At 45.1% G+C, this 13,300-nt stretch carries 8 protein-coding genes; all 8 read left to right on the top strand.

The features are described from left to right. Positions 1-29 precede the first annotated feature (29 nt). The 8 genes from infB (at position 30) to MD536_RS20430 (ending at position 13,212) form a co-directional block, all read left to right on the top strand. Positions 30-3,032 (top strand): translation initiation factor IF-2, encoded by a 3,003-nt coding sequence (gene infB, locus MD536_RS20465; RefSeq protein ID WP_239603598.1) that lies wholly within the window; start codon positions 30-32, stop codon positions 3,030-3,032. A gap of 138 nt (positions 3,033-3,170) precedes the next feature. After that, positions 3,171-4,529: a peptidylprolyl isomerase gene (locus MD536_RS20460; RefSeq protein WP_239603597.1), complete on the top strand. Its 1,359-nt coding sequence runs from the start codon at positions 3,171-3,173 to the stop codon at positions 4,527-4,529. A 68-nt stretch (positions 4,530-4,597) separates the two neighbouring features. Then, on the top strand, positions 4,598-8,371 hold the full coding sequence (locus tag MD536_RS20455) for a PAS domain S-box protein (RefSeq protein ID WP_239603595.1): 3,774 nt from the start codon (positions 4,598-4,600) through the stop codon (positions 8,369-8,371). After that, a complete protein-coding gene (locus MD536_RS20450; RefSeq protein ID WP_234868463.1) occupies positions 8,368-9,009 on the top strand; it encodes a response regulator transcription factor in 642 nt (213 codons plus the stop codon). The genes MD536_RS20455 and MD536_RS20450 overlap by 4 nt, the downstream gene beginning before the upstream one ends. Position 9,010: 1 nt before the next feature. Continuing rightward, entirely contained in the window at positions 9,011-9,691 is a 681-nt protein-coding gene (locus MD536_RS20445; protein WP_239603594.1) for a uracil-DNA glycosylase family protein, read from the top strand. Positions 9,692-9,845: 154 nt separating this feature from the next. Continuing rightward, complete coding sequence (locus MD536_RS20440) at positions 9,846-11,270, top strand: MATE family efflux transporter (RefSeq protein WP_239603592.1); 1,425 nt, start codon at positions 9,846-9,848, stop codon at positions 11,268-11,270. A gap of 14 nt (positions 11,271-11,284) precedes the next feature. Continuing rightward, complete coding sequence (locus MD536_RS20435) at positions 11,285-12,328, top strand: AI-2E family transporter (protein ID WP_239603591.1); 1,044 nt, start codon at positions 11,285-11,287, stop codon at positions 12,326-12,328. Between the two features lie 101 nt (positions 12,329-12,429). After that, entirely contained in the window at positions 12,430-13,212 is a 783-nt protein-coding gene (locus MD536_RS20430) for a murein L,D-transpeptidase catalytic domain family protein (RefSeq protein ID WP_239603589.1), read from the top strand. Positions 13,213-13,300 lie beyond the last annotated feature (88 nt).

Raw genomic sequence — 13,300 nt, 5'->3', positions numbered from 1 at the left:
GTCTGCAGGGGCAGACGCAAAAAGAACGAATGGCAGAAACAACAACACCTAGATTGATGGCCGCCGCCAAGGAATTCAACATCGGCAAGGACACCCTTGTGGATTTCCTGGTGAGCAAAGGATTTGATCGTGATGAACTGAAGCCCACTTCCAAACTCACGGAAGACATGTACAATGCCCTCCAGCGTGAGTTCCAGAGCGATAAAGTGGCAAAGATCAAAAGCGACCAGATCGACCTGCCCAAAGGCAATGTGCAGGAAAAAAAGAAAAAAGAAGAGGAAGAACTCGTTTTTCGTAAGGATTCCAAGAAAACAGAACCTGCAGCAGAAAAGCCTGTTGTAGCTGAACCTGAGCCTGCACCTGAAGTGGCTGCTCCTGCGAAGGAAAAGGTAAAAGAAGAAACTGCTCCGGAACCAGTAGCTGCTCAACCTGAGCCGGTTAGTCCCAAAGAGGAACCTCAGCCTGAAAAGCCTGAGGTTGTGGAAGAAGAGCCTGCAAAGGCAAGCGGTCCGGCTATCGAAGGGCCAAAAATTGTTGACAAGATTGATCTGTCTGCCATTGATTCTTCAACTCGCCCGAAAAAAACAATTAAAAAGCAGGTAGAGAAAGCCCCGGTAGCGGAAAAACCTGCTCCTGAACCGGTTAAAGAACCAGTTAAACCCGAAGCGGTGAAAACAGAGGAACCGGCTGAGGTTAAAAACCCTGAAATTGCTCCAGCAACCCAGGAAGAGGAAAATGAACTGCCACCAGCTATTGAAAATATTCAGGCTGAGCGCCTGACCGGACCGAAGATCCTGGGTAAGATTCAGCTACCCGTGGACAGCGATACCCGTCCAAAAGCAGCTGGTCCTGCTGCTGGTGCAGGTGCGGGTCATGATGAAAAGCGCAAGCGCAAACGCATCCCGATCGATAAAAAAGGAGAAAATATCACCCGTCAGCAGGCCAGTGGTCAGCAGCAGGGTGGTGGTTTCCGTGGCGGCCAGGGTGGTCAACAGGGCGGTAATCGCTTCCAGCGACCCGGCCAGGGCGGCCAGCAGGGTGGCAGAGGTGGACAGCAAGGTGGCCGTGGAGGTCAGCAACGCAACCAGCCACGTGAGGTAAAAGAAATCGATCAGAAAGAAATACAGGAAAAAATCCGCCAGACCCAGGCCAAAATGGCTGGGAGCGGTGGTTCCCAGAAAGGTGGTCGCGGTATGAAAACTCGCCGCCTCCGTGAAAAACGCGCCGGCATGGCGGAAATGGAAGGTGCAGATGCACAAGACATGACCCTGCAGGTGACTGAGTTTATCAGCGTAAGTGAGCTTGCTTCGCTGATGGATGTAAGTTATGCGGAAGTGATCGGTAAATGTATGGGACTGGGTATGATGGTGTCCATCAACCAGCGCCTGGATGCGGAAGTGATTGAACTCGTGGCAAGCGAATTCGGTTTCAACGTGGAATTCATTGGTGTGGATGATGCGGACTCAATGGACGAAGAAGAAATTGTAGACGATCCGGAAGATATGAAACCTCGTCCGCCGATTGTTACCATCATGGGGCACGTTGACCATGGTAAAACCTCCCTGCTCGACTATATCCGTAGTGCCAACGTAGTAGGTGGTGAAGCCGGTGGAATCACCCAGCACATCGGTGCGTACACAGTAGACCTTCCAAATGATAAAAAAATCGCTTTCCTGGATACGCCTGGTCACGAAGCCTTTACTGCTATGCGTGCCCGCGGTGCCAAGGTAACAGATATCGCAATTATTGTGATTGCGGCAGATGATGCGGTGATGCCCCAAACCAGGGAAGCTATCTCCCACGCGCAAGCTGCAGGGGTGCCAATGATCTTTGCGATCAACAAAATAGATAAAGACGGAGCCAATCCGCAGAAAATATACGAACAGCTGGCAGGTATGAACATCCTGGTAGAAGAATGGGGTGGTAAATTCCAGAGCCAGGAACTGAGTGCGAAAAGTGGCTTGAATGTGGATCTCCTGCTGGAAAAAGTACTGCTGGAAGCGGAATTGCTGGATCTGAAAGCAAACCCCGACCGGGAAGCGAATGGTAGTGTGATCGAAGCCTCCCTGGATAAGGGAAGAGGCTTTGTGGCTACCGTACTCGTGCAGAACGGTACCCTGAAACAGGGTGATCTGGTGGTGTCCGGTCAATTCTATGGCCGAATCAAAGCCATGTTCAATGAGCGGAACAAAAAACTCGAGGTTGCACCTCCTTCCACGCCGGTTCTCATACTCGGCTTGAACGGAGCGCCTCAGGCCGGTGAAACCTTCCGCGTATTTGAAGATGAATCAGAAGCCAAGGAAGTGGCCAACCGCAGGGCGCAAATCCTGCGCGAACAGGGCATCCGTACGAAGAAACATATTACCCTGGATGAAATCGGTCGCCGTCTGGCACTGGGCAACTTTAAGCAGCTCAACCTGATTATCAAAGGTGATGTGGATGGTTCCGTAGAAGCCCTTTCCGACTCCCTGATCAAACTGAGTACGGAAGAAATTGCCGTGAACGTGGTACACAAAGCAGTTGGTGCGATTACCGAAAGTGATGTATTGCTGGCAACTGCTTCGGATGCGATCCTGATTGGATTTAACGTTCGGGCATCTTCACAGGCAGCTCGCTTGGCAGAAAACGAAGGGGTTGAAATCAAGACCTACTCGATCATCTACAACGCGATTGAAGAAATCAAGAGCGCGATGGAGGGTATGTTGGAACCCAAGGTGCAGGAGAAAGAAGTGGCTACCGTGGAAGTGCGCGAAGTGTACAAGTTCGACAAGGCTACCGTTGCGGGATGTTTTGTTACTGAAGGAAAGATCAAACGCGACAGCAAAGTGCGTCTCTACCGAGATGGGGTACTTATTTACCCAAGAACGGAAGGAGCCTTTGGAGAACTGGGCAGCCTGAAACGCTTTAAAGACGACGTAAAAGAAGTAAACAATAACTACGAGTGCGGTTTAACACTTAAAAACTTCAGCGATGTTCAGGTGGGTGATACCATCGTGGCCATTGAGGAAGAGGAAGTAAAACGTACGCTCTAAAGAAAGTGAGATGTGAGACGTGAGATGTGAAAAGAAAAACACTTCTCACTTCTCACGTTTCACTTTTTTTGTTAAAAAACGAATCACCTAACACAGGAGCTGGTCTCCTGTGTTATCTTTAATATGATTAATTAAATTATGAGGATTTTCTGTTCAATGCTGGTGGCTTTTCTGTTTTTTCAGAACAGCCAGGCGCAAACCCGAAAAGTGGTGGCGGATAAAATAATCGGGGTTGTAGGTGATAAGATCATATTGCAATCGGATATCAAAAATTCCATCCTGGACGCCCAACGCCAGGGACAGCAGGTTCCGGAGAATGCGGAATGCTTTGTAATGGAACAGGCGCTGGCACAGAAGGCCCTGGTATTACAGGCCGAAAAAGACTCCCTGGTGGTAAGCGAAGAAGAAATTGATGGAATGCTGGATAACCAGGTTCGTCAGTTCATCGCCATGTATGGTTCCAAGGAAGCCCTGGAACAAATTGCCGGCAGAACCGTTTACCAGATCAAGGAAGATTTTCGCCAGAATTTCCGGGAACGTCGGCTCGCAGAATTAATGAGGAATAAGATCGTTGCCAATATTAAGATTACCCCTACCGAAGTGAAGGAATATTTTGATAAGATCCCGACCGATAGCCTTATGTTCTATGAAAGCGAACTTGAGATTGGCGAGATTGTTATGTATCCAAAAGCCAGCCGTGATCTTGAACTATATGCCATTGAAGAGCTGAATGATTATAAACAACAGGTGGAATCTGGCAAAGCCAAATTTGAAACCCTTGCAAGTTTATATACAGATGATCCGGGTAGTAAAAATACCGGAGGGATGTACCAGATCAACCGTGTTGAAAAACAGATGGATCCTGCCTTCATCAGCAATGCGTTTCGCCTGCGGGAAGGACAGATTTCGCCAGTTTTCAAATCAAAATTCGGTTATCATATCATTCAGATGGTAAACCGCGCCGGTGATGATGCCACTGTTCGGCATATCCTTCGGATCCCCGCCATTACGGATACAGAGGTTAATGCATCAGTAGAAAAATTGGATTCTGTTCGCAGTGACCTGCTGGCTAATAAATACGATTTTGGAGCAGCCGTTTCCAAATTCAGTGAATCAGAAGAATCAAAATTCACGGGGGGAATGAAGCAATGTGGTCCAGGTTCTTATTGTACTATTGATCAGTTGGACAAAGACCTTGTTGTTGCACTTAAAGGATTGAACCCCGGCGACATTAGTAAACCACTGGTTTATACGGATGAAAGAGGCAAAAAGGGTGTTCGGCTGATATTCTTGAAAACACGTACGGAACCACATAGAGAAAACCTGAAAGACGATTATAATAAAGTGGCGGATCGCGCTTTGGAAATTAAGAAAATGGAAACAGTAGACAAATGGTTCAAAAGCAAGATCCCGACCTTTCACCTGGTTATAGATCCACAATTTGCAAGTTGTAACCAACTTGGAATCTGGATGCAAAGCATCACGAAGAACCAGTAATACAATATTCTAATGAAATCAGCGGATGGTCTGCCCTCGGGCAGACCTTTTTTGTGTAATTTTAAAATATGCACACCCTCGCTGCCATTCATCCCGTTGTACAGAATCAGCTGACATACCAGTTGTATTCCGATGAAGAGTCCAGGGTCCTGAATATTTCCGATTCATTAGTGCCGCATCTTTCCTTTGCAATGGAATCCGGTAGAAACCGGCTCGATGAATTGTTGCATCTTGATGCCAATTCAAGTGCTTTACTCCGGCATGCAACTCAGACCAGGCAACCGGTTCATTTCAGAGCTTCCATCCGAAAAGAAGCAGGCGTCTTATTGCCGGCTTACTGGACCATAATACCACAATCTTTAAATGATGGCTACAGATGGTATGGCTTTCCACCCCATGAAAAAAATGAATCTGAAAACCGCTTGCATGAAATTGAAAGGACCTTATCCTCCTTGCATGATATCGTATTTGAAATAGATGAAAACGGAATATTTGCCAATTTTTGGGTTGACGATATCAATAAACTTTTTCTGCCACCTGCAGTATTTCTCGGAAAAGATTTGGAAGAAGTTATAAATGGTTTCCCTTCACCGGTTTCTGAAAAACTATTACACGCATATAAAACTGCCAGAATCAGTCAGGAGAAATTCTCAGTGGAATATCCTTCCTGGCACGATGATTCCTGGTATATGTGTCGCTTCATGCCAGTTCGGTATGCAGACAATTCTTACGGCGGAATGATCATTGTGATTACAGATATCACACAGCCGAAAAAACTTGAAAACAATCTCCGGGAAAGTGAACTACAATATCGGGATCTGTTTGAAAACGCTCATGATATTATCTATACCATCGATTTTGATGGAATGGTGCAATCGTTTAACCGACAGGCAGAAAACCTGCTGGAATATGATAAGCAGGAAATTCATGGACAGCGGTCACATATTTTCTTTTCCCCCGAAAGATTGGAACAGGCGGTTGAACAGGGTAAGCTGAAAAGAGAGGGGGTTACAACCGATACATTTTATGAATCTGAATTCATATCCAAATCCGGGAAACGAATTCCGGTAGAGATAAATTCAAGAGTAATAATCCGGAATGGCCGACCAATCGGGATTCATGTAACGGCTAAGGATATCCGACTTCAGAAACAGGCAGCACTAGAGCTGGCTAAAAGTGAAGCCAAATATAGGTTCCTGGCCGAACATTCCCGCGATCTGATTTGCCTGCACCGCCCCAATGGCGACTATATCTATATTTCTCCTTCCATACAATCTATTCTGGGATACGACCGGGAAGAACTAATTGGAAAATCTCCCTATGATTTTATTCATCCCGAAGAAACTGAAACAGTTGTTCAGGATGCGCATAATAATAATGCAAAAGGTATTGAATCTCCATCGGTACAATTCCGGTTACGAAAAAAGAATGGCGACTATGTTTGGCTGGAGTCGGTTTCCAAACCAATTATGGAGGACGGAGAACTTATTTTTATTCAGACCAATAGCCGGGATATTACCGAACGCAGGCATTCTGAAGAAAAACTGCGCTTAAGTGAGGAACGTTTTAAAGCGCTTTTTCAAAACTCACTCGATGTTGTATTGATTATCTCTGAATACGGGATGCTTGAAAATGCCACACCCAGTTTCGAAAAGCAATTGGGTTACACTGTGTCGGATTGGATTGGTAAGCCAGTAAAGGAACTCGTGCATCCGGAACAGGTTGCTGTATTTAATAAAGCGATTGAAACCATACTCCATCGGAAAGATTCTGATCTCGTACTTCGTATTCAATTTAAAAATAAGGATCAGCAGTGGATATGGATGGAATTAAAGGCTGCCTCCGCAATAGCCACTCCAACCATCCAGGGAATCATTGTGAGTCTGCGTAATATTTCTGAATACATTGAAATCGAAAAAACCCTGCAGCATTATTCAGACCGCATTACTGGTATGCTGCACAGTATTACAGATGGTTTTATTGCAGTAGACCGGAACTTTAATATAACCATGTTCAATGCGGTTGCCCAGGAAGCACTGCTGCATAACAACAACCTGGTGGTTGGAGCCAATTTGTGGAGCCTTTTCCCAGAAGCGCTGGATTCACTTAGTTTTCAGTCGTTGCAGATTGCCATGAATGAAAACTCCACCATTCGGTATGAGCAACACATTGACTCCTTGCAAAAATGGTTTGATGTAAGTGCATTCCCTTATGATGAAGGATTATTTATCTACTTTAAAGATGTAACCAATCGTAAAAAACAGGAGAAGCTGGTACAGTTGGAAAAAGAAGTGCTTGAGATGCATACCGGATCACTGGCCAGTTTGCAGAAAATAGCCGATCACCTACTCCGGGGTGTGGAGACAATCAGCAACCGGTTTTACTGTGCCGTATGTATCGTTAAAAACAACCTGAGAGATGCTGAACTGCTTGCCGCACCAAGCCTTCCGAAATTATTCTGGGATTTTACCAACAATACACCCCTGGAACCAGAACTGACTACCTGTGGTAGAGCCATACTTAATAGGAAACCTGTATCCATTCCTGATGTTGCTGCATCCGATCTTGCAGATACAACCAGGCAGGGCGCGGAATCCCTGGGCATTCGGGCTACACTGTCCATTCCAATGATCAGTACTAGAAACGAAATTCTGGGAACCTTCGCCGTTTATTTCCTGGATGCCCGCAGCGCATCAACGGAAGAAACAGAGGTACTGAGAAGACTTACGCATCTGCTGACCATGATTATTGAAAATAAACAGGCAGCAGAAAAATTATGGATCAGTAATGAACGTTATCTGCTTGCCACCAAAGCCAGCAATGAAGCCATCTGGGACTGGGATGCAGTAGAGCAGGTTTCTTTTTGGGGAGAAGGCTTTAATACCCTGTTTGGTTATCCATCAATGTTTTACACCGGAGCTTCGCTGAACTGGGAGAATAAAATACATCCGGAAGATCGCGAGCGTGTTTTAAAGCTGATTCAAAAATACCTGGACGGTGAAAAAAAGGGTCTGTACAAGACAGAATATCGATTTTTGAAAGCAGATGGAACCTATGCGCTTGTGATCGATAAAGGTTATTGCCTCTATGATGAGAAGGGGAAGGTCATCCGTATGATTGGATCAACCGAAGACATTACTGAACGCAAGCTCCTTGAAGAGAAACTACTTCAACAGGAAATTCACAAACAGCAACAGATTGCACAAGCAGTGGTAGATGTTCAGGAAAATGAACGGGCAGAAATCGGAAAGGAATTGCATGATAACGTGAATCAGCTGTTAACCACGGCAAAACTTTTTCTTGAGCTTGCCCGAAACGATGCGTCCATGCAGGAAAGCATGCTGAAAAGAAGTTCGGATACCATTATGAATGCAATTAATGAGATCCGGAAAATCAGCCGTTCCCTGATGCCGGCAAGCCTGAGCGATCTCGGACTTATCTCCTCAATTAACGATCTGATCGAAAATATAACCCTGTCGCGACAATTACATGCCGAGTTCAAATACGATAAGAACATAGAAAAACGTTTGAGGGCCAAAGAAAAGTTGATGTTCTTTCGGATCATACAGGAACAAGCTAATAATGTACTCAAACACGCGGATGCCAGCCACCTGCTGATCAGTATTACCAATCACCGGCAATTAACCCGTTTGGAGATCAAAGACAATGGGAAAGGCTTTGATCCGGAGGTGGCCCGGAAAAAAGAAGGAATCGGTATGTTGAATATTATGAGCCGCGCTGCTATCTTTAATGCCAAAGTAGAAATTATAACGGCACCCGGAAAAGGATGTCATTTAGTTATAGATTTGCCTTATTCCTCTAAAAAAACAATACCAGAATGAAAAAAGTCTCAATCCTGATTGTTGACGACCACAAACTTATCCGTGAAACCTGGAGCTTTATCCTTGGAAGTGATGACCGTTTTGAAGTTATTGCCGATTGTGGTGACCCGGATGAAGCCATCAAAGTGGCCGCCGAAAAGAAACCCAATGTGGTGTTGATGGATATCAACATGATTCCCATGAGCGGCTTCGATGCTACAGAACAAATTAAGAAAGTGAGTCCTGAAACTCGTATCATAGGTGTTTCCATGCATTCTCAACCAGCCTATGCACGAAAAATGCTTCAGGTTGGAGCGCATGGTTATGTAACCAAAAACAGCAGTCGCGAGGAAATGGTAAAAGCCATCCTGGAAGTAGATAAGGGAAATAAATACATCTGCGACGAAATCCGCAATATTATCTCAGAGCAATTAACCGAAACAGAACCACAGGGGCCGGATATCCAGAGTTTGACCGACCGCGAAATCCAGATTATCGGGTTTATCAAAAAAGGACATTCTTCCCGGGAGATTGCTGCCGAACTCGATATTTCACTTAAAACAGTGGAAGTTCATCGCCATAATATTCTGAAAAAACTAAAGTTAAAGAATACGGCAGCCCTGGTTAATTTCATCAATAGTAACCCAAGCTTATACTGATTTGACCTTCGCTGATAAAGCGATAGCATACTTTGCCAGGTTCAAACCTCCGGGTAGATTACCACCCGGTGTACAGCCCCTTTATCCGCATAAAGACCCGGCTGTTCAGGCTGTAATCAGGGATTTTTTTAGCAGGTATTATGCCGATGAGCACCAGCGAACTATGCTGATCGGGATAAATCCAGGACGGATGGGGGCTGGTATAACCGGTGTAAATTTTACAGCTCCCCGCCAACTTACCCAGATGCTTGGTATACCTCATCCCTGGGCAGATTCATCCGAACTTTCCGCTGAATTTATTTATGAGGTAGTGTCCGCATATGGTGGCCCTACTGCATTTTTCAGCCAATTTTACCTGGGCTCCGTCAGCCCGATTGGATTTATCCGCGATGGGAAAAACCTGAACTATTATGATGATCTGCTGCTGCAGGTAAGGATTAGGCCCTATGCGCTTAAACAGTTAAAAGCCCAGCTTGATTTTGGTATCCGCAGGACGGTAGCCATCTGCATTGGGGGCGATAAAAACCTTAAATTCCTACAGACTCTGAACGATGAGCATAACCTGTTTAATGAGCTTAGAGTGGTGCCTCATCCACGATTTATCCAGCAATATCGCCGTTCAGCAAAACAATCATACGTTCAACAATATTTGGATGAACTCTTGTATTGCATTAAAAAATAATACTAGCTTCGCATTCTTATTGATTGTTTTATGATTTTCTAATTAGCCGGCACTTCCGGCACTGATCCTTTCGGATCACAACTGTACAGAACCCTCAGGTTCTTTTCTCAAACTGGCCTTCCCGGGCTATTTGTTATTCTATAGTACATATACAATGCGAAATAATAATTCTGCTACCTTAAAATTGGGTAGCATCTGGACCATTATCAAAACTGCTCTTCGGGGCGAAGAACAGGACTACACCAACGGCAGCATTCGCCGGGCGGTATTCTTATTGGCCATTCCCATGGTTATCGAAATGGGCATGGAGAGTGTTTTTGCCATCGTTGATCTTTATTTTGTCGGCCAACTGCCCGACAGTCAGCACAATATCCAAACAGTTGGTTTAACCGAATCGGTATTATCACTGGTTTATGCCATGGCAATTGGTGTAAGTATGGCAGCAACTGCTATGGTAGCCAGAAGAGTAGGTGAAAAAGATAAAAAAGGGGCGGCTCACGCAGCGATGCAATCTCTCCTCGTTGGAATTGGTATTGCAGTAGCAGTTAGTTTAATCGGACTTGTACTGGCCCCTGATATCCTGCGCTGGATGGGTGCTGAACCGGAAACAGTTCGGATCGGCACGCCTTATACCAGGTTGATGATGGGCACCAGCCTGGTGATTACTTTGCTCTTTCTTATCAATGGAATTTTCCGGGGTGCCGGAGATGCGTCCATGGCAATGAAAAGCCTGATGATTGCCAATATTGCGAATATCCTTCTCTGCCCAATCCTTATCCTCGGATGGGGGCCAATACCAGGAATGGGGTTGATTGGGGCTGCTCTGGCTACCACAATTGGCCGGGGAATTGGCGTTTGCTACCAGTTGTATTATCTGTTCCGGGGAAATACGATGGTAAATCTAAGGCTGGCAAGCTGGCTTCCCGATTGGAAAGTAATCCGTTCTCTTTTCAAAGTTGCAGCTCCGGGTACGGCGCAATTCATTATCGGATCCTGTTCCTGGATATTCCTGGCTAAGCTGGTTGCTGAAACCGGCCATTCTGCTGCTTCCGCAGGATACCAGACCGCCATTCGGATTATGGTGTTTTTTATTCTGCCTGCCTGGGGAATGTCCAATGCAGCCGCCACACTGGTGGGACAAAACCTCGGTGCCAGAAAACCGGATCGTGCGATTCAGTCGGTTTATGCTACCGCCCGCTACAATGCCATTTTTATGGGAGTAGTTATGCTGGTGTTTTTTGCCGCTGCAGAATGGGTTGTTGGCTTTTTTACCCATGAACCTGAAGTGAAAAGAATTGGAACCCAGGCGTTGCAAATCATGAGTGCCGGATTTATTTTTTACGGTATCGGAATGGTAATGGCCAATGCGTTCAATGGTGCAGGAGACACCAAAACTCCAACGCGTATCAACCTGGTCGGTTTCTGGTTTTTCCAGATTCCCCTGGCTTACATCCTTTCCAAACCACTAGGACTTGGCCCACTTGGCGTTTTTATCGCCATACCCGTGGCTGAAACCTCTATTACCATCGCCGCCTGGTTACTTTTTTTGAAAGGGCGATGGAAAGATGTTGTCATATAATGGTAAATTAGAACATGAGTTATTTAAACGCTGACAAACTCCGCCAGGTTATTTTTTTATTGATGCTGCTCTTGCTGGGCGGCATCCTTTATTTGGAGCTTAGAGCCTTTTTGCCTGCAGTTCTGGGAGCTTTTACTTTATTTATTCTGATGAACCGCTGGATGCGCATACTCGTCATCAGAGGCTGGAAACCTTCGCTGGCAGCAGCTTCTTTGATGCTGCTTTCATTTATGATTATTGTGCTTCCCATAGCAGGAGTTATAAGTATGCTGGTTAACCGCCTGAAAGGGTCAGGTATCCAATTGCAGCAAGCTGTGGAGGCTATTGGAAAATTCATTGAAAACCTCGAACAAAAAGTTGGCTTCCAGTTAATCAGTGAACAATCCATGTCCAAACTGGGAGGACTTGCTGCACAGGAACTTCCAATCCTGCTGGGAGCCACTTTCAATACGCTGACAACCCTGGTGGTTATGTATTTCATATTGTACTTCATGCTGATGGGGGGGCGTAATGCAGAGTACAATATTTTTCAATGGCTACCTATGTCGCGTAAAAATCAGCATCAATTGCAGCAACAGATTAACTCTCTTGTGTTTTCCAATGCAATTGGGATTCCGCTGATTGCTATCATCCAGGGGATAATCGGATTAGGAGGTTATTTGCTGATGGGAGTCAAAGAGCCTTTTTTATGGTTTGCGATTACCTGCATCGGCTCGATGATCCCGATCATTGGAGCAGCCATCGCTTATATCCCACTGGCAATTATATTTTTTGTAGATGGTAATACATGGATGGGGGTAGCAATGTTGATATTTGGCTTTGGTGTGATCGGCACTTCGGATAATATCTTCCGATTCTGGTTACAAAAGAAAATCGGGGATGTACATCCGTTAATCACCGTATTCGGAGTAATCCTGGGTATTAATTTATTTGGCTTTATCGGGCTGGTTTTTGGTCCGCTGCTGATTTCTGTTTTTATTCTGCTCATTCGGATTTATCAGTTAGAGTTTACTGAAACTGAGCAGATTCCAGAGTTCACGGAGAATGAATCAATTTAATAAGCAGCGCTTCAACTGAGTTTTTTGATTTCTTTTGGATTTTGCGTAAAAACACGCACACTATTTGCAGAATAGCGCCCGTTATTACAATCCAATTGTCCATGAATTACACAATATCCAAACGTACCCTAAGGGCAACAGTGTTTTTTGTCCTGTTGTCAATTCATCTGATGGTTCCTAGCAATGTGACCACCAGTATGGCCGCTAATTATAGGCCTCTTCCGATTGAAGACACACTAAAACCTTCTATCCCCAAACTTGAATTGCCTGCAAAAGATACAGTGCTGCTTGCAGCGGATTCAATTTATACCAACCTGGGACTGGCACGCAAGGGACTATCGCGACAAGCTTTTCAATTTGCCTGGAAAGGATATAAGAACCTACTTTCCAAAGGAAAAATCCGGCGGGATGACGTGTTGTCCATTTGTGATTTCAGTCAGTCTTCTAAACGCAGGAGATTGTATATCATTGATGTGGAAACGCAAAAACTACTGATGCATACGTTTGTAGCACATGGACGTAACTCAGGTTCTGAGTTTGCCCGTAGTTTTTCCAATCGCCCGGAATCTCACCAAAGCAGCCTTGGATTTTATGTAACCCGTTCAACTTATTACGGTGAGCATGGATTGTCATTAAAAATTGACGGACTGGAAAGAGGAATTAACGATAAGGCCCTGGCACGTCATATCGTTGTACATGGATCAGATTATGTTGGCAAGGATTTTCTCAAGTCGAACAAAATGACCGGAAGAAGTTATGGATGTCCGGCAGTTCCCCGGGAACATGCACCAAAAATTATAGAAACGATTAAGCAGGGTTCCTGTTTGTTTATCTATCACCCATCAAAGAAATACCTGAATTCATCAAAGATTTTGAACGTTTAGCTTGGACATAGACAAAGGCTGGTTTGGACACCCCTAGGCAAGAGCTCAATCCGTAGATTGGGCTTTTCTTTTTATATTCAATATAACA

This window comes from Flavihumibacter cheonanensis, from assembly GCF_022352215.1.
Taxonomy (GTDB): domain Bacteria; phylum Bacteroidota; class Bacteroidia; order Chitinophagales; family Chitinophagaceae; genus Flavihumibacter; species Flavihumibacter cheonanensis.
The sequence above is the reverse complement of the archived record's forward strand: the minus strand, read 5'-3'. Positions and strand labels throughout refer to the sequence as shown.